The organism is Paenibacillus sp. J22P218 (genome assembly GCF_056269195.1).
In genome coordinates, this window is the sequence record NZ_JBWDNL010000004.1 from 226,069 (window position 1) to 243,514 (window position 17,446).

17 protein-coding genes are annotated in these 17,446 nt (G+C 50.1%); 6 read left to right on the forward strand and 11 right to left on the reverse strand.

All coding sequences use genetic code 11. From position 1 onward, the window contains the following. Window positions 1-21: 21 nt before the first annotated feature. Window positions 22-945: a DUF6385 domain-containing protein gene (locus tag AC0YN0_RS19155; protein WP_475822677.1), complete on the reverse strand. Its 924-nt coding sequence runs from the start codon at window positions 943-945 to the stop codon at window positions 22-24. A 68-nt stretch (window positions 946-1,013) separates the two neighbouring features. Continuing rightward, window positions 1,014-1,454: a DUF6385 domain-containing protein gene (locus AC0YN0_RS19160; RefSeq protein WP_475822678.1), complete on the reverse strand. Its 441-nt coding sequence runs from the start codon at window positions 1,452-1,454 to the stop codon at window positions 1,014-1,016. A gap of 204 nt (window positions 1,455-1,658) precedes the next feature. On the opposite strand from AC0YN0_RS19160, the gene AC0YN0_RS19165 reads away from it, so the two are divergent. Then, complete coding sequence (locus AC0YN0_RS19165; protein ID WP_475822679.1) at window positions 1,659-2,192, forward strand: hypothetical protein; 534 nt, start codon at window positions 1,659-1,661, stop codon at window positions 2,190-2,192. Continuing rightward, window positions 2,193-2,774 (forward strand): hypothetical protein, encoded by a 582-nt coding sequence (locus AC0YN0_RS19170; protein ID WP_475822680.1) that lies wholly within the window; start codon window positions 2,193-2,195, stop codon window positions 2,772-2,774. It begins immediately after the preceding gene. A gap of 101 nt (window positions 2,775-2,875) precedes the next feature. Here the strand turns inward: AC0YN0_RS19170 and AC0YN0_RS19175 are convergent, their stop codons facing one another. From AC0YN0_RS19175 to cls, 7 genes are all read right to left on the reverse strand, one after another. After that, a complete protein-coding gene (locus tag AC0YN0_RS19175; protein WP_337103947.1) occupies window positions 2,876-3,421 on the reverse strand; it encodes a glutathione peroxidase in 546 nt (181 codons plus the stop codon). A 240-nt stretch (window positions 3,422-3,661) separates the two neighbouring features. After that, entirely contained in the window at window positions 3,662-4,993 is a 1,332-nt protein-coding gene (locus AC0YN0_RS19180; protein WP_475822681.1) for a DUF2252 domain-containing protein, read from the reverse strand. 122 nt (window positions 4,994-5,115) lie between these two features. Continuing rightward, complete coding sequence (locus AC0YN0_RS19185) at window positions 5,116-5,592, reverse strand: CcdC family protein (RefSeq protein WP_475822682.1); 477 nt, start codon at window positions 5,590-5,592, stop codon at window positions 5,116-5,118. Window positions 5,593-5,851: 259 nt separating this feature from the next. After that, the gene (locus tag AC0YN0_RS19190; RefSeq protein WP_475822683.1) at window positions 5,852-6,835 is read right to left on the reverse strand and encodes an aldo/keto reductase; all 984 of its coding nucleotides are present in this window, start codon (window positions 6,833-6,835) and stop codon (window positions 5,852-5,854) included. A gap of 342 nt (window positions 6,836-7,177) precedes the next feature. Beyond that, complete coding sequence (locus tag AC0YN0_RS19195; protein WP_475822684.1) at window positions 7,178-7,969, reverse strand: response regulator transcription factor; 792 nt, start codon at window positions 7,967-7,969, stop codon at window positions 7,178-7,180. Further along, window positions 7,954-8,340: a Fur family transcriptional regulator gene (locus tag AC0YN0_RS19200; protein WP_475822685.1), complete on the reverse strand. Its 387-nt coding sequence runs from the start codon at window positions 8,338-8,340 to the stop codon at window positions 7,954-7,956. The genes AC0YN0_RS19195 and AC0YN0_RS19200 overlap by 16 nt, the downstream gene beginning before the upstream one ends. Window positions 8,341-8,978: 638 nt before the next feature. Beyond that, window positions 8,979-10,427: a cardiolipin synthase gene (cls, locus tag AC0YN0_RS19205; protein WP_475822686.1), complete on the reverse strand. Its 1,449-nt coding sequence runs from the start codon at window positions 10,425-10,427 to the stop codon at window positions 8,979-8,981. A gap of 160 nt (window positions 10,428-10,587) precedes the next feature. On the opposite strand from cls, the gene AC0YN0_RS19210 reads away from it, so the two are divergent. Beyond that, a complete protein-coding gene (locus tag AC0YN0_RS19210) occupies window positions 10,588-11,904 on the forward strand; it encodes a deoxyguanosinetriphosphate triphosphohydrolase family protein (protein ID WP_475823036.1) in 1,317 nt (438 codons plus the stop codon). Between the two features lie 78 nt (window positions 11,905-11,982). Here AC0YN0_RS19210 and AC0YN0_RS19215 read toward each other — a convergent pair whose 3' ends face one another. Beyond that, a complete protein-coding gene (locus AC0YN0_RS19215) occupies window positions 11,983-12,942 on the reverse strand; it encodes a nucleoside hydrolase (protein ID WP_475822687.1) in 960 nt (319 codons plus the stop codon). Window positions 12,943-13,198: 256 nt separating this feature from the next. Here AC0YN0_RS19215 and AC0YN0_RS19220 point away from each other — a divergent pair, with 256 nt between their 5' ends. After that, a complete protein-coding gene (locus AC0YN0_RS19220; RefSeq protein WP_169084362.1) occupies window positions 13,199-13,354 on the forward strand; it encodes a DUF1540 domain-containing protein in 156 nt (51 codons plus the stop codon). A 121-nt stretch (window positions 13,355-13,475) separates the two neighbouring features. Here the strand turns inward: AC0YN0_RS19220 and AC0YN0_RS19225 are convergent, their stop codons facing one another. Further along, on the reverse strand, window positions 13,476-14,285 hold the full coding sequence (locus tag AC0YN0_RS19225; protein WP_475822688.1) for a M15 family metallopeptidase: 810 nt from the start codon (window positions 14,283-14,285) through the stop codon (window positions 13,476-13,478). A gap of 340 nt (window positions 14,286-14,625) precedes the next feature. Here AC0YN0_RS19225 and AC0YN0_RS19230 point away from each other — a divergent pair, with 340 nt between their 5' ends. Then, window positions 14,626-16,491, forward strand: coding sequence for an LTA synthase family protein (locus AC0YN0_RS19230; RefSeq protein WP_475822689.1), 1,866 nt, complete (start codon window positions 14,626-14,628; stop codon window positions 16,489-16,491). Window positions 16,492-16,623: 132 nt separating this feature from the next. After that, entirely contained in the window at window positions 16,624-17,364 is a 741-nt protein-coding gene (locus AC0YN0_RS19235) for a DNA-binding response regulator (RefSeq protein WP_475822690.1), read from the forward strand. The last annotated feature ends 82 nt before the right edge of the window (window positions 17,365-17,446 follow it).

Below are 17,446 nucleotides of genomic sequence, written 5' to 3' on the forward strand. Positions count from 1 at the left end.
TTCTTTTTTTATTCTAGCTAGTTAAGTGCCTTGTCCGTTAAAATAAGAATCCACCGTCGTCGGACTCGCCGCTGTGCTGGAACGAAGCGCAAGCCTCGTAAATTTAAGAAACCGTTGCGGCACCAATACATCGACCGATCCAACCGCAATTCCCGTAACCGTATCGACATCCACATACCAATTCGTACCGTTGGCGCTAATCTCAACGCGCGCATCCACTTTGTTCGTACCCGGACCTTTGTTGTAGACGAAGAAAGAATAGTTGCCGAATACGCTCGTCGTAACCGCTGGCAGAGCCGTGTAGGCATCGCCCGTCACCTGATCGAGGTAGGCTGTCTCTTGGAAGCTCTTCTGTGAGATCGAAGTGACGCTGCTAAGCGATCCCGCCGTGATCGTCGTACCCATCACTGCACCCAACGTACCCGCCGTAATTGTTGTACCAAGAACCGCGTTCAACGTACCTGCTGTAATTGTTGTGCCAAGCACCGCGTTCAACGTACCTGCTGTAATTGTTGTCCCAAGGACAGCATCCAGCGTTCCCGCTGTAATCGTAGTACCGAGCACCGCGTCCAGCGTTCCTGCCGTAATCGTCGTGCCGAGCACCGCGTCCAGCATTCCTGCCGTAATCGTCGTGCCGAGCACCGCGTTCAACGTACCTGCTGTAATTGTTGTCCCAAGGACAGCATCCAGCGTTCCCGCTGTAATCGTAGTGCCGAGCACCGCGTCCAGCGTTCCCGCCGTAATCGTCGCGCCCATTACGGAGTTGATCGTACCGGCTGTAATCGTTACCCCCATCAAGTTGCTGATTGTTCCGTCCAGCATGATGTTGAGGATATGTCCGTCTGTATCCGTGGACAGCGCTCTTGCAGTTGATGCATTGTCCTTCCCGAATATGAGTGTCCGTAAATTGTCCGGATTCGGGTTAAACGACGAGAAGTTTGGCATTAGCTATCACCCTTTCCACACCATGAGACTTATAGTTTGACCGGCAACGAGGGAGAAGACGGCCCATGCTATTGCGCTTGATAATAGACTGTCAGCTTCGTAGGCAATCCCGGATCAAGCGATCTCACCGACACTCTTACGAAGCGCATGAATTTAGACGGAACGATAATATCCATCGAACCTCCGTTAATTTCACTTTCCATATCGACGAGATAATCACTGTCGTTCGGCCCTATCTCCAGTTGCACAACCGCCCCCTTGCTGCCGCGGTTGACGATCGCATATGAATACAGGCTTCTGTTGCTCATCTCCTGACTAGGAAGCGCCGTGAACTCATTCGTCGTCTCGACATTGCGATATACGACCTCACAGAACTTTCCGCCAGCAGGCGCTGGACAACGCCTCTTGCGGCCTGCTCGCTTCTGTTTTCTTCCGCATGCTCCTGTCGCGTTATGTGTGCTGCGGGATTTTTTGGAACCCACTCCTTCACACCGTTTTGATTTAGCCACCGTCGCCTCCTCTCCCCCTCGTTGTCCATGTTTCGATACTGTATGCCACCTGCTACTAACCCGAAACGGCGTTTACAACAAGATGGAAGAACCTATATTTGTCTCTCTCGTTATTTCCCCAATCGAATCTAGCGAACAAGCCATATATTAATAGATAAGATCTCAAATCTTCTCTATTACAAATAAAGAAACGGAGGTGCGCGCGTGACCAATAATGCCGTCTTTAATAACGAAAACCATCCGCTTTACATGATGATTAACAATACCTATGTTGATCCTGCCTCCGTCTCACCGCCGGAAGGAGATGCCTCTACCAGCGGAAGATTGTATATGATTACGACCTCAACGCTGGCCGTCTCATCCGGTCAGAATCAGCTCATTCAGATTACGAATCCGAACCTAAGCGGCAAAAATCTGTACATCTCCCGTATATCGGGAGGCGTGAGCGCCGCTGCCACGCTTAATCTGTATTCCGGTGGAACAGTGAGCGGCGGGACGACGCCAATACCGTTCAATTGCTACTTCGGCAGCGCCTTGACGAGCATTGCATCGGCAAGAACGACAGCCGGCAGCGTAACAGGCACGCCTACGCTGTTCATGTCATCGCCGCTTGCAGCGGGAATGTTCACGATTGAATTCACGGGCGGCATCATCGTTCCGCCCAATCGCTCCATCACATTGTCCGTTGGGCCAGGCGCGATCAGCGCAGGCTCGAATATTTCATGGTGGGAACATTAGATGCCGAACAACAATCCTCTCAATCGCTCTGACGACGAACTCCATGGCCGATTAGTCGATTCCTATGAACAGCCGGGCACAACCGCGCCCCCTCGGACTGGCGCCACGGCAGCTGCTAGACATTTTACCGTACAAGGATCGAACAGCGGATCGCTTGGGATATTAGGCGGAACAATAGATGTGTCGCTGCGGATCAATAATCCGTCTGCCAGCGGCAGAACAGTCATCATAGAGAGCAGAGGAGGATACATCGACGTGTCTCTGAGCCTGCTCTCCAGCTTCAACGGCCAAATGACTGCTTACAGCGGCGGTACGCTTACGACTCCATCCGCAGCGACTCCTGCCAATTTGTTTTTGACTAACGCGACGACAAGCGTTGCAACAGCTGCCACCTCAACGAGCGGCATAACAGGCGGCACTTTGCTGCTGTCCTATCCCGTATATCCCGGGCCATTCCGCCTTGCCTTGCCGAATCGATTCAACCTGCCTTCGGGCACATCGCTTACCGTTAACGTTAGGGGCAGCCTTAGCTTGCTCGGTATCATCGGCACAGGCGTCGCCGTAAGCTGGATCGAAACGTAGTAAAAAATACAGAACAACAAAAAACCGCGCCTAGGTCGACAACGACCTTTGCACGGTTTCTAAGAAAGCCACAAACTCTACGCTTACGGCTAATTTATTTTTTACAGCAGCTTCTCAATGTCGGACTTCATGTCCAAAGGCTCATCCGTCGATTCGAAGCGCTTCACGACATTGCCCTCGCGGTCGATGAGAAACTTCGTAAAGTTCCATTTTATCGAGTTGCCCTCAAGGTAATGCGGCAGCTTCTCCGACAAAAACGAGTTCAGCATTTTGCCGCTCGGCTCGTCCGTATTGAAGCCTGCAAAAGGCGCTTGCTCGGTCAGATGGGCAAAGAGCGGGTGCGCCGTCTCATCGCGTACATCCGTCTTCGCGAATAACGGGAACGTTACGCCGTAATTGATTTGGCAGAAGCTTTGCACATCGGAATTAGCGCCCGGCTCTTGCTCCCCGAACTGATTGCTTGGGAAGCCTAGAATCTCAAGTCCTTGGTCCTTATATTGCTCGTACAGCTTCTGAAGATCCGTATACTGCGGCGTAAATCCGCATTTGCTCGCCGTGTTGACAACGATCAACACCTTGCCTTTATAGTTGTCCATCGTTACTTGTTCACCTTTAATTGTTTCCAGCTCATAGGAATATACGCTCATTGTAAAGTCCTCCCGCAAAGTTAATTTGATAGATATCAATTTAATTGCATACAACTCATTTGACTTATATAGAATACCACTCCGAATGATCCGTGTCAAACCGAACCTCTATTAGTCCCAAAAACCTTTACGGTCAGCGCGATCGCCATACAAAGGAAACACGGCCGATCAAGCGCGCAATAAGGGGCTGTCCCCAAAAAGCATCTAAGCTTTTTGGGACAGCCCCTTTCGTTGACTTGACTATTTGCGACCGTCCGCCCACTCGACGAACAACGCATAGTCCTGCTCCACTTGATTCGCATAAGAAATCGCCCATTGCGCGATCGACAGACAGAACGTATCCTCGTCGGGTCCCATCGCTTTTACAATTTCCTGCTCGCTATGGTAAGAGAGAACGCCGCCTTCCACATCGGCATCCGCGCGCGCATGCATTTTCGCCGTTAAGCGGCCCATCGTTTCCGTAACCGACAGCATATCTCCTGACGTCTCCAACGACTCGAGCTTCAGACGTTTCTTATAAGGCGAGCGCTCTCGAACATAGAAGTTCCGCTCACCGATCGTCAAGTAACCGAGATATGGATCTGCCGCATGATGCATCGCCTTCTGCGTCATCGTCACGCGTTTACCTTGATGCTCGAACTCCGACCAGAACGTCTCGTCATAAGGCATGAAGTACGCCGGCACGGGCACGCGCACCTCCTTCACCTCAAGCACGATGTCGTCACTGCCAAGCTCCTCATTGCCTGCCTCGATCAGCACATAATACCGGTCGAGTCCAATCGATGCCGTACCCGAACCATGCTTCACCGCAATATCCTTGATGTGAAAATGCCGCAGCTCCTCCGCGTCATCAGCCGCTACTGTAGCGAGATATTCCGGCCACGCCGCCAGCAGCGCTTCCTTCTCCTCGTCCGTAGGCGGCAAAATTTCTTCGTTGTACGCGAATTGCCGATGCTCTTGCACAAGCGCCGTTACTTTTTCCAGGAAATGCTGGTCTTGGCGTTTCTGCAGCTTTTTGAGCAGCTTCTTCACCGGCCCTTCAGCATGCTCTAGATCGATCTGGTACGAGCCCGGATCGTCCTTGCCTTTTGCGAACCGGCGCATCTGTTTCGAATACCCTTGCAAATACGTCTCAATCGCCGTCAGCTGGCTGTCGATCGGCTGTCCCTTAAGCCGTCCTACAAGCGCGATGCTTACCGACATCCGCAGCAGATCGTAAAGATACGAACCAAGATAACCTTCGTCGAAGTCGTTCACATCGTACACAAGCGCGCCCTTCTCATTGCGGAACGCACCGAAGTTCTCGAAGTGCAGATCGCCTTGAATCCACGTCGGACGCGCAGGCGAAGTATGATAGGAAAACCATTCACGGCTTATGTCAAAATAAAATAAGTACGCGCTCCCGCGAAAAAAAGAGAATGGCGTCGCCGACATTTTGCGGTATTTCTCAGCTCGTTTGTCACTCTCCAGCATCATGATCTTGCTATCAAATTCTTGGAAGATCGCGGACAGTGTCCGCTTTCTTAATTTGTTGTGAGTCTGTTTAACCCGCTCGGTCCATTTTGCATCCATAGCTCTCTTCCTTCCTCCTTGCGAATCTTAAGTTACCAATACGTCAATAAATCTAGTCGGTTGCATGCTAACATTCTACACGGAGGAATGAATTTCCTGTTTGAATATGGAAGATGGCTGCTTCACGCCCGCTGCAGACGCAAATATTCGCTCACCATAGCGAGTCGCCAAGGCACAATCATACCGAACGCTAACAAATAAAAAATAGCGCCGGTCTGCGGAATCGACATAAATTCCTCTACAGCTTGATGCATAACCAAACGGATGGCGAACAATACAATAATAATGACGATAAACGCCTTGGAGCGCCTCACGTAAATGTCCGATTGCACGCGCTCAAGCCTCGTCGTTACGATAAGCGGAAAAGCGAACAGCAGCAGTCCCGTGCCGAAGGCGGACACTCCCCACAACCACGGGATGTGGGTAATCGGGGCAACGAACATGATGAAGCCGGTCGCCATGCCTAGCGGCGGTATGATAATCTTCTTCAGCGTAGTAGGTTTCTTGCCAGCCCTCATGCGCAATATAATAAGCGTTACACCAGCGATAACGGATACACATACAGATAAGAGCTGAACGATAGGAGCAGACCAAAACAACTTGCGTAACCTCCGATTCCGCCCTATTAAGAGGCGGGCAAATAATAGATTTAGTAATTGTATTTTACCACATCAGAATGTTTAAGTACTTTACAGCGATAAAGCGTAAAGTAGATCATTCAGATTGGCGATAAAAACTTCAGCTTAAACGCGGACGTTCATCCTCGACATGCTTCGATAGGAGTTTTTCTCACCACAACAGAATGTTGAACATAACCAAACAAGCAGGCGCCGCAAATCGCGGACACCTGCTCGTTATTTAGTATGAACCGCGAATATGCGGATGAACCTGCTCCTTGTAGAAGACGCGCAGTCTCTCCATCTCCTCATCGGAGAACGACGGTACGTTCATAGCTGCAAGGTTGTCTTCTACCTGGCGCACGTTGCGGAAACCCGGTATGACGCAAGTGACTGCAACATGATCGAGCAGCCAGCGCAGCGATGCCCGCGTCATATTGTCACGGCCTTCGGCGATCCAGCGCAGATGCTCGGCAAGCTCGACCCCTTTGGCGAAGCCAAGACCGGCGAACGTTTCGCCGACATTGAACTGTTCGCCGTTCTCGTTGAAGCGGCGATGGTCGTCCTCCTCGAACGTCGAGGCATTCGTGAACTTGCCCGTGAGCAAGCCGCTCGCCAGCGGCAACCTGACCAGTATGCCTACGCCCTTGCGATGGGCTTCATCAAGCAAGCTCTCAAGAGGTTTTTGGCGGAAAATATTAAAAATAATTTGCAGCGCCCTTACATTCGGCTGCTCTAGACAGAACAAGCCCTCTTCAACCGACTCGACGCTGACGCCGTACTCGCGGATCTTCCCTTCCGCCTTCAGCTTGTCGAGCGCCCCGAACACGCTGCCGTCCTTCAATATGGCAAGCGGCGGGCAATGAATTTGGTACAGGTCGATTCGCTCCCTCTCCAGCCGCTTCAGACTCGCCTCGCAATACGCGCGAATCGCCGCCTCCGAATAGGTAGCCGGATCGTGAATGTCGCCCGCCCGGCAAAACTTTGTTGCTATGTAGATAGAATCTTCTTTGCCCTTCGTCGCCCTTGCGAGCAGTCGCTCGCTGCGGCCGTCGCCGTATACGTCTGCCGTATCGAAGAAGTTGACGCCCGCATCCATTGCGGATGCAAGGGCGGCAAGCGATTCTTCGTCGCTCGTATTGCCCCATGATCCTCCGATCGCCCAAGTACCGAAGCTGATCTCACTCACATGAAGCTCTGATGATCCTAAATGACGGTATTGCATAACGGAATTCGACCTCCAACGCTTGAATTTATGCGCAATATGGATATGGTAATTGCAGCGCTTTCTTAGCCGCTCCTCCATCATACCCCTCCCGCCCGTGCACATGCAAACACAAACGGGAAGCCGCTTCTGAATAAGCGACTTCCCGTTTTTTTCGGTCATCCGTGTACGCGTTAGCCCCGAGGAATAAAACCGCAGCGCCGGACCGCGCTGTCCCGCTGTACGGGAATTCTGATTATCGCCAACCGGCGTTCCTTGATGTGATAAGGTTATGCGCGTGGCCTGTCATGAAATCAACATGAACGGTTCATGAATAATAGATGAAAAATGAAGCGGAGACATTTAATCGGCTAGCCGATAACCGACACCGCGCACCGTCACGATATATTTGGGCGCAACGGCGCTGTCTTTCAGCTTTTTGCGAAGACTCTTTATATGAACGTCAACCACATTGCTGCCTCCATAGAATTGAAGCCCCCATACCGTATCCAGCATCGATTCCCTCGTAAGAACAGAACCGTCCGACTTCAGGAAGAAGAGCAGCAGATCGTATTCCGTCTTCGTCAAGTCGATCCGATTGGTCCCTTGAACGACGGTCATCTTCTTCTTATCCACGCGAATATCCTTGAAAGCGATCGTTTCATCGGACACGCCTGCAACTGGGCGATTCATTAACATCTGATTAATTCGGTTCAGCGCCTCATCCGGGCTGGCAGGCCATACGAGCAGTTCCGCTCCGCCAAGAGCAGCTTCGCCGTTGTGGTTAGACGATTGCTGATCCGTCAACACGAGAACAGGAACGCCGGATCGATCGGCAAATTCTATTAATGCAGCGCCGTCCTGAAGCGTGTTGCTGCTCCCAGCCCGCGTAACCGGAATCGCATCATATACGAGCAGCTCAGGCTTCAAGCTCTGGAGCATGCTCGAATCAAAGTCATGAAGCGAGAACACATCGAAGCATTCCGCGGATAAAGTGATTAGCAGTCCTTTGACCCGCTCAGGCAATGGACTGATGATCATAACGCGCTTCGTTAGCGAACAAAGCACGCCGCCTTGAACAGCTTCTGCTGTCCCGAGCATCGATGCACCGACGACAGCATCCATATCCGTATTAACGATTACTTCGTCGCGCATTGACCGCACACTCCTTCAAGCACGACATGAGCGTGCGCAATCGCATACCCTGTAGACGATTGAACCGATTTAATCCACGCTTCCGGCAATTCGTCCATCACTTCATCAACCCGTCCGCATTTCGAGCAAACAATATGCTGATGCTCCTCTGTCCGGGCATCGTAGCGGCTAACCGCCTCGCCAAGCTTTAACTCCCGGATAAGTCCGACATCCGTCAAGTACCGAAGCGAATTGTATACCGTCCCATATGCGAAGTTAAAGCCTTTGCTGCGAAGCCGATCAATGACGTCGGCCGCTGTAGGATGGTCCTCAGCATGCTGCACCACTTCGTAGATTGCTTTGCGCTGTATCGTTAAATTAATTTTGGTCATTAGGAATCACCTTCTCATTAATATGATTTAGACTAAGTATAAATCTATTTGTAGAGTTGGTCAATTGAAGGTTATGGAACGTTATCCGGATTAGCCGCTTGATCAGCGTTTTCGTTATATTGACACAATAACCGTTATAATGACCTTCATTGCCTCGGAAATACACTTTAGTTTGCGCATTTTTAGATTGTTAAAAAAATATTGTCGAATTAATTATCTGAATATTTACAAAATTAAAAAAATAGAATATACTTAGCCTATCTCAAACGGATAGGAGGTAGCCGCAAGCATCACATATCAATTGTCCATTTGGGAATCTTGATTAACTCGCCGCTTACGGAGGCGAATTCCATAAGAGAGGGGATAGTCCATTGAAGGCTGTTAGCGAAGCATGTCTTCCATAAAAGCAGAAAGGAGTATCCGAAGTGTTAATCCAAGACATGCGGGGAAGCAGAGTCGTCCATCGTTGATATCGAGCTTGTCATCCGGTACTTATCGAAAGGGATTGATCGGAAAATAATGAATACATGCAAAGGGATTGGAGCGTTAAAATAAATTGAATAATAGTAGCAAGTGCACGTAAAGGGATTCTGGTTATCATCGATAAGCAGAATCCCTTTTTATGCGTTTGCAATACTTTATAAGATAGGCGATAACAGCCTTGAGACCGATTCCTTGAACTTATTCATAAGCGGACGAGACATATACAGCTCCTTGGTTAACTGCTGGCAATATTCGATATCTTGCTCGAAAATGCGTTGCAGCTTGGCAGCCGTCTGCGTATTATATAGAAACGCATTCATCTCAAAATTAAGCTTGAAGCTTCTGATGTCCAGATTCGCCGTTCCTACCGAGGCAATCTTGCCATCGATAACGAGCGTCTTCGCATGAAGGAACCCCTTCTCATACATGAACACCTTCACTCCGCCGGCAAGCAGCTCCCCCAAATACGAATGCGTCGCCCAATAGACGAAGAAGTGATCGCGCTTGCGCGGCAGCATAATACGCACCTCGACACCCGATAGCGCAGCGATCTTAAGCGCCGTCATCAAGCTCTCGTCGGGAACAAAATACGGCGTTTGGAGGCAGATCGTTTTTTTGGCGGCATAGATCATTTTGATATAAGCGTCTTTGATCTGTTGGTACTCGGTATCCGGTCCGCTCGCGACGAGCTGCATATCGATATGTCCGACCCGCTCTTCCCTATACGGAAAGTAGTTCTTGTCCAGCTCGATTTTGCCGGAAGCGGCCAAATTCCAATCCATGAGAAACTGCGCTTGCATTTGCAGCACCGCATTGCCCTCGACTCTTAGATGCGTGTCGCGCCATTCGCCGAAGTGGGCATTCAAACCCAAGTATTCATCTCCGATGTTGAAGCCGCCAATGTAGCCAATAGCGCCATCGATAATCGCAAGCTTGCGGTGATTGCGGTAATTGATCTTCATATTCACATAAGGAATGCGCGAAGGGAAGAAAGCCGCCTCCTTGCCGCCTGCCGCCCGCAGCTCAGAGAAGAAGCGGCGCGGAAGATTGGAGCTTCCGATATGATCGTACAAGAATCTAACCTCGACGCCTTCGGACGCCTTCACCGCAAGCGCCTTAACCAGCTTGCGTCCCAGCTCATCGTCCCGAACGATATAATAGACGAGATGGATATGATGCTGCGCCCCTTCGATGTCGTGCAGCAGAGCGTCGAACTTGCGATTGCCGTCCGTGAAGATCTCGACCGCATTATTGTTTGTAACGACCGCGAAGCTCGAATTCAAATTCATGTACATCATATCTTGATACTGCTGCATCTCGCTGTCGGCGAACGTAAATTCTGAGCTCTTCAGCTCGCGCTTCTGCCGATCAACCGTATCTTCAATAATACGCTGATTAACGCCCATGAGTTTGGTCAGCTTGCGTTTGCGAATTTTCTGGCCCAAAATCAAATAAAGAACGAAGCCGAGAACCGGAATGAACAACAGCACCATAAGCCAAGCCCAAGTTGAGCTGGCGTTTCGCCGCTCCAAGAAGATAATCGTGATAGCCAAAACAATATTAAGAACCAATATGATCGATACGATATTCTGCATAATTGCCATACATCTGTTGCACCTCAGTCACAAGTAAAAGTTAATGCGATCATACTCTATGCCCGAAGTATGTTCAAGTCTGAAAGTATGATAAAGTATGATATAAATATCAAGCGTATAAAGCTGACAAGGCCCTGGCGGCGACAGAAGCAGCACGGGAGGAACAATGATGGACTTACGAAAGCTTCGATTGGACGAACAAGCTCTTAGCACATTCAGCGAAGAGCGTGATGAATATGAACGAGACTACTCACGAATTATACAATCGCCCGCATTCCGCAGACTGCAAGGAAAATCGCAGGTGTTCGGCGCAGGTTCGGGCGACTATTATCGCACAAGGCTGACCCACTCGCTTGAGGTGTCGCAGATTGCGCGCGAGGTGGCACGAAGGCTTGGCAAGCAATACTCTTTTCTTTCCTTGGGTGAGCATCCTGGTCTTATGCTTGAGCCAGCCGTTGTGGAAATCGCCGCACTGGCGCATGACCTTGGGCATCCGCCATTCGGTCACAAGGGCGAAGAAGTTCTTAATTCGCTACTGAGCGAGGAATATGGCATTAAGTACGAGGGAAATGCGCAGAACTTCCGAATCCTGATGTTTCTCGAGAAACGCGCGGGAAGCGGCAGCGGGCTCGATCTGACAGCAGCGGTACTGCTGGCCGTGAACAAATACCCTTACGGGCTTGACGAGCCTGGCAGGCTCAAGGGCGTATACGGTACGGAATGGACAGAGATCGAACAGCTGCGAAACCTATGGAACATGCCCTTAGGCTGCTCCACTCTCGAAGCGCAGCTGATGGACCTATGCGATGATATCGCGTATTCCACGCACGATATCGAGGACGGAATTCGGGCCGGCAAGATTCAGATGAACCGCGCCTTCTTCGAAGACAGCCGCCTCATCGACCATCTCGTACAAGAGATTGTGAACGACAAAGGCAATATGGGCGTCGGCTGGGACCAGGTCGACATCCCTGCGATGGTGAAACGTGTGCTTGGCTCTTATTTCGAGCAATGGGAGGCGCTGTATGTCGGCTGCGACCGTGAGCCTTCGCGTGCAAGACGCGAGATGAAGGCGCGCTGGGTAAGCATCTTCGCCGGCAAGGTTGGCATTATTGACGATCCCGATAAAGGCTGGAAGAAGGTAACGTTCGTGGACGGCGGCAAGCAGGACATCGAGCTGCTGCGCACGATGGAAATATTGAAGAAGCTGGCTTGGGTAACGCTAATCAAGGATTTCCGGGTACAGCGTCTCCAAATGCGCAGCGAAATTATGATCCGCCGTCTGTGGGACAGCTTCAAAGTCCCCGAGTACGGCCGCCTTCTTATTCCGCCGGATTGGATCGATAACTTCGAGCATCACCGCAGCAAATGGAGTTGGCCGCGCTTCGTGGCGGATTACATCTCCGGCATGACGGACGCATACGCCGAGAAAGTGTATGCCGAGTTATATGCGAGCAAGTCAGGCTCGATTTATGAGGTAGACTAAAAAAATTAACAACAAAGCCGCCAATGCAATGAGATGCTGAGCATCTCTCCTGCCTTGGCGGCTTTATTCATGTTCTACCTATATGTTGCTTACCGCACTGGCCGCAAGCGATGTAATGTAGTCGAAGAAGCGGTCCGGATCAACGTCGTAGACGAGGCTGACCGGTCTGCCTCCTTCCTTCTCGATCGTACGGCCTTGGCTAGGTCCTTCGTCAATAACCGCGCTATGAACGGTCTTCACCTTAACAAGATCCGGGTTGCCGAGGGCGGCCGTCGTCAGCACATCCCACAAATAATACGTGGAGTTTGTCTCCATATACGTAAGCGGCGGACATACAGCATAACATTGCCCTACGAAATCAACACCCTCATGCTTGCGCAGCGAAGCCCAGCGGTTGCGCACCGCTACCGTTAGCGGCACTTTAATCGTACTTTCGAGTGCAACGAGCGTAATGGCAAGAGGGCTTGCCCAGACCCTGGCTGCCGCCTCCGGATCCCAATAAGCGTTCCACTCAGCCGTTCCGTCATGCTCCGGCTCCAGCACATTGCCCTTCTCATTAAATGTTCCGCCCATCCATACGAGACGCTCAATTTTGTCCTCAATGTCCGGCGCTTCGTCCAGTGCTCTAGCCAGATCGGTGAGCGGACCCGTGAATAGCAGCGTCACCTTCTCCTCCGACTCGCGCAGCTTCTGAATCATATGCTTATGGGCAGGCAGATCGGCTACGGCCGTCACCATCGTTCCCGATTCGTTCAAGATCGGCAGCGCATCGACATAGAACGTATGCATCCGCCATTCCGCAGGAAACGGATTAACGCCGCGTGAATTCGACCGCGCAACCTCGATAGCATCGCTGGCAGCGGCGCTTCCGAAGCGGTCGATGATTTTGCGGCTGGCCTTCACGCCCGGTTCCAAGTAGCCGTCTGCAGGAATAACGGAAACGCCCGTCAGTTCGACATTTTTCATCTGAAGCAGCAGAAACAGCGATACAAGATCGTCAACCCCGGCATCGTGATTAAAATATAACTTCATATCCATCGCTCCTGTCTATTTTCAAGTACAAGTTCAAAAAGTCAGGTTTTCAGCACCGAGAAGGTTGAAAGAAGCTAGGAAATGAGAAGCGGAGCGTAGCAAAAAGCTACGTGAGCATCGGAAGTTCCGGCTGAATTCAAGATTCGATGTCGAGTAAGCTACCTGATATACTTCGTGATCAAAATTGGACTTTTTGAACAACCTCTTCAAGTATAAAACGATATATCGTTTGTCCATCCTATTGGTGAGGAGGTGAATGTCAATGGCTAAGGATGTATTATGTGAAGTCAACTCCTGCAAGTATTGGGCAGCGGGTAATCATTGCGCCGCATCATCGATTTATGTCGTCAGCAACCGCGGCAAACAAGCAAGCAATTCCGAAGAAACCGACTGCAAGACGTTCGAACCAAAGATTTAATCGCACGAAAACGTCTTACATTAACAATGAGAAAGCGACGCAAGGCGACTGCCCGCGATCGGCTGTCCTAACCTTCTGGATCCGATTGGCTCTGTCTTCCTTGCGCCGCTGCTATTGCTGCCTATTTGCTGACCGGTATAACGCCGTAATGCTCCTCAAGCGTATCCCCGCTTTGCACAAGCTCTTGCGCCAATTCTTTGCCTACATAACGCAGATGCCATGGCTCGTATTGATAAGTCGTAATGTCATCCTTGCCTTGCGGGTAACGCACAATGAATCCGTAATCCGCCGCATGCTCGTCAAGCCATGCCGACTCCGGCATATCGCCGAAGCAGTCTTCTACCGCGCAGCTGCCGTCGCTGGCCGTTACATCGATAGCCAGTCCCGTCTCATGCTCGCTTGTGCCAGGCACAGCACTGTATGTTTTAGCTTTCTCGAGGCCGTCTTTCTTCACATAGCGGTCAAAAAGCGACGTTTGCGTCGCATGCGAACGATAAGCAGATACGCCCGCAAGCGGCATGCCGTCCGCGTCTGCCGCAGCAAACAGTTGTTCAAGGGCGGTTGCAGCTTCTTGGCGCATCTTTCGCTTCTCGATTTTTTCATTAAATACGAATCGCACATCGGGATATACCAAGTCAGTAGGATTGTAATCCTCAGGCAGCTTGTTGACTGGATTAACCAATGCCGTTACGCTATCCGGCTCGGCAACGACGACCATTTCTTCCTGCGTCCTTACGGGATATTCAGCTTGAACGTCAGGCGTGGCGCTTGGCTGCACCACGGTTTCTCCGGGATCGGCTTCGGCTTGTCCATCGCTAGCGAATATATTGCCCCACATCGTCTCCAGCGTTCCTGTCTTCACGAAGGAATAACCGATTGTGATGAGAAGGCATAATAATAAGATGAATCCTATTCTTCTTCGTCTTTTCATATTGCACCTCTTGCATTTATTTTTTTCCTAATAATTCTAATTCATTCATGGTATATGCTGAATACTTATTGTATAACAAAGTTATAGACTAGTGTAACCCGCCAAAAGTTACACTCCAATCGTTAGGATTAAATGAAAATAATGAGAACATCAATAATTCCGAAAATGATAATGATGTCAGTAAATTTTGTATTGGACAATGAGGGGTCATTTGCCTTTGACATTGCGTGCTGAAAAAGAGCATAATGGTTGTAAATGAGTCGTAAACATTTATATTACTTGAAGCTTGCTGGCTACTCCGGGAGATAGCCTGTTTTTGCTGTGAAAGGTAGGCGATTATGTGTCATCTATAGCACCGAAACGTATCCTGAGCACTCGTCCCATCCTATTTTTCTCGTTTATTCTGCTTCTCAAAAGCTACTTAACTTGGATGGTTGTTTTTGAGGGTGGCGTATCGTGGACGACAATACTCAAGGAAGTTCCGTTCGTTCTCATCGTATTCTGCTTGATCGAATGGTTCGCATCGAAGCGGAAGCTTGTTTATTATTTGATTGCCAATCTAGTAATGACGCTTATACTATTCGCCGTTCTTATGTATTACAAGTATTATGGCGTCATCGTCACATACTTTGCTTTGGCCCAGGTCAATCAGGTTACCGCCGTCAAGAACAGCGTGTTCTCGCTGATGGACCCGTATTATTTGTTTATTTTCACCGACATCATCATTATGGCCGTTCTTCTGTTCGCCCGCAAAAAAGCGATCAACTGGAAGAAGGAAAGCTCCAAGAAGGAAAACAAACGTCTCGTTGTCGCTTTGTTTACGATTTCGATCGGCTTGTGCTTATTCAATATCCTGCCTAACCGTGCCAGCATGAATGAAATCGTGAAGGCTGAGCAGATGGGCATTCTCAACTATGAAGCGTACATGATTTTCTCGAACAAGGATCTCGAGTACGTCGACCCGAATCAAATTACGCAGCCGAAAATCGATTCGCTCAAAAACGCTCAACCGCCAATTGAGCCTATACTTTATAAATCGGCCGAAGGCAAAAATCTGATAATAGTTCAGATGGAATCTTTCCAAAACTTTCTCGTCAATCTGACGATCGACGGAAAAGAAATTACGCCGAACTTCAACAAGCTCGTGAATGAGAACTATTATTTCAAACATTTTTACCAGCAGGTTGGACAAGGCAACACGTCGGACGCTGAATTCGTCGTCAACTCGTCGCTGTATATACCGCCGCGCGGTGCAGCAACGCAGATGTACGCCGACAAAGAGCTTCCAAGCCTGCCGAAGCTGCTGAAAGCAAACGGTTATGATACGACTACTTTCCACACGAACGTCGTTGAGTTCTGGAATCGCGGCGAGCTTTATAAGGCGCTTGGATTCGACCGATATTACGATCAGAAGTTTTTTGGACATGAAGATACGGTATTCTTCGGTCCTTCCGATGAAATGCTGTACGCGAAGACTGCAGCCGAGCTGGAGCGCATGAGCGAAAGCGGCAAGCCGTTCTACTCGCATGTTATCTCGATGACATCGCATCACCCGTTCTCGATACCGGAAGACAAGTATCATATGGAGCTTCCAGAACGCTATGAAGGCACGTTCGTAGGCGACTACATTCGCGGTCAGAACTATGCCGATTATGCGCTTGGTCTTTTCATTCAAGACTTGAAGGATCGCGGCATTTGGGATAACAGCTTGATCGTCATGTACGGCGACCATCTCGGTCTTCCGATCTACTCGCTGGATCGCGATGACAAAGAGCTGATGGCTGAAATTTACGGACGTGAATACGGTTATACCGATATGATTAACATCCCGCTCGTAATCATTAACCCTAGCGCTCCTGAAGCGAAAGTGTATGACCAATTGGGCGGTCAGATTGACGTATTGCCAACCGTGGCGAACTTGCTTGGCGTATCGCTCGACAATCAAATCCACTTCGGCCAGGACTTGTTCAATCAAACGTACAATGTGCTTCCGCAACGTTATTATTTGCCGAGCGGCTCGTTCTTAAGCAGCCAAGAGCTGTTTATGTCTGGCAGCGGCTATGATGACGGGAAGCATCTTCCTCTCGCTGGCGACGGCGTGAACGAGCAGGAAGCAACGGAAGACGAGTACCAGCGTGCGCTGGAGCTTCTCAAGCTGTCCGACAGCTACGTGAACTCGTTGCCGAGCTGGAAGACAGATAAGTAAGTAACCGATAGCCAGCTAAGCTGATAGTTGAATATACAGGTGAAGAACACCGCTTATCCTTTGGACGAATGTCCTTGGGATGGCGGTGTTTTTTGTATGATTTTATAAACTTTTCAAAGGGGTGTTTTGGAGATGAGGAGCATTAAAGAGTGGGGTGTGCAAAGCGCGTTGGGAAATGAGTTAGGATCGGCATCAAAAGAGTATGAGTCATGGCTTGCCTCACACATGGCAAAGAGGGCAGCAACAAGCGAACGGAAACGCCGATTAGTGGAGGGTGAGCGGTTCAGCGAGCAAGTATTCGCAACGAGCGTATGGTGGGATGCAGTTGGGAGCTTCGACTACTTGCATCCGGAATACGAAATCAATGATTTTCGTGATGGCAGCCGCTTTATTTATTTTGCTTATGTAAGGCCTCCCTATCGGATCGCTATTGAGATCGACGGTTATGGGCCTCATCAGCGCAACGCCTCAAGGCGCATATTCGGCGATGACCGATTCAGGCAAAACCAGCTTGTCCTTGACGGCTGGCATGTCATACGATTTGCTTATGATGATGTACGGGACAAGCCGCGACAATGCCAGCAATTTATCCAGCAGCTGCTTGGGAAACTATATGGACTCGAGCATAGCCACTCTAACTTAACGGCTGAACTTTCCGCTTATCATCGCGAGCTGCTGCGATGGGCCTTACTGCACAAGCGAGTCGTTCCAATACGCCCTAGGGAGCTGGGACGTGTGTTAGCCATAAGCGGCCCAACTGTGCGCAAGCTATTGCATCAGCTCGTTGAGCTCGGAATGCTGGAGCGAGCGGCGGGTAATCAGCGTATCCGCTCGTATAAGCTCACGAGCAAGGCTTATAAGCTGCATTTGTAGAAGGCGCGGAGCGACCGGAGCGGTGAATAGCGCAACGTTCTTGCGCTATTTGAGTCGCTTTGGGGTTTGTGTGCAAAATAGC

Coding starts and splice junctions, on each gene's coding strand:
- AC0YN0_RS19155 (WP_475822677.1), bottom strand. CDS start 945: ATGCCAAACTTCTCGTCGTTTAACCCGAATCCGGACAATTTACGGACA.
- AC0YN0_RS19170 (WP_475822680.1), top strand. CDS start 2,193: ATGCCGAACAACAATCCTCTCAATCGCTCTGACGACGAACTCCATGGC.
- AC0YN0_RS19175 (WP_337103947.1), bottom strand. CDS start 3,421: ATGAGCGTATATTCCTATGAGCTGGAAACAATTAAAGGTGAACAAGTA.
- AC0YN0_RS19180 (WP_475822681.1), bottom strand. CDS start 4,993: ATGGATGCAAAATGGACCGAGCGGGTTAAACAGACTCACAACAAATTA.
- AC0YN0_RS19190 (WP_475822683.1), bottom strand. CDS start 6,835: ATGCAATACCGTCATTTAGGATCATCAGAGCTTCATGTGAGTGAGATC.
- AC0YN0_RS19195 (WP_475822684.1), bottom strand. CDS start 7,969: ATGCGCGACGAAGTAATCGTTAATACGGATATGGATGCTGTCGTCGGT.
- AC0YN0_RS19200 (WP_475822685.1), bottom strand. CDS start 8,340: ATGACCAAAATTAATTTAACGATACAGCGCAAAGCAATCTACGAAGTG.
- cls (WP_475822686.1), bottom strand. CDS start 10,427: ATGGCAATTATGCAGAATATCGTATCGATCATATTGGTTCTTAATATT.
- AC0YN0_RS19210 (WP_475823036.1), top strand. CDS start 10,588: ATGGACTTACGAAAGCTTCGATTGGACGAACAAGCTCTTAGCACATTC.
- AC0YN0_RS19215 (WP_475822687.1), bottom strand. CDS start 12,942: ATGGATATGAAGTTATATTTTAATCACGATGCCGGGGTTGACGATCTT.
- AC0YN0_RS19220 (WP_169084362.1), top strand. CDS start 13,199: ATGGCTAAGGATGTATTATGTGAAGTCAACTCCTGCAAGTATTGGGCA.
- AC0YN0_RS19225 (WP_475822688.1), bottom strand. CDS start 14,285: ATGAAAAGACGAAGAAGAATAGGATTCATCTTATTATTATGCCTTCTC.
- AC0YN0_RS19235 (WP_475822690.1), top strand. CDS start 16,624: ATGAGGAGCATTAAAGAGTGGGGTGTGCAAAGCGCGTTGGGAAATGAG.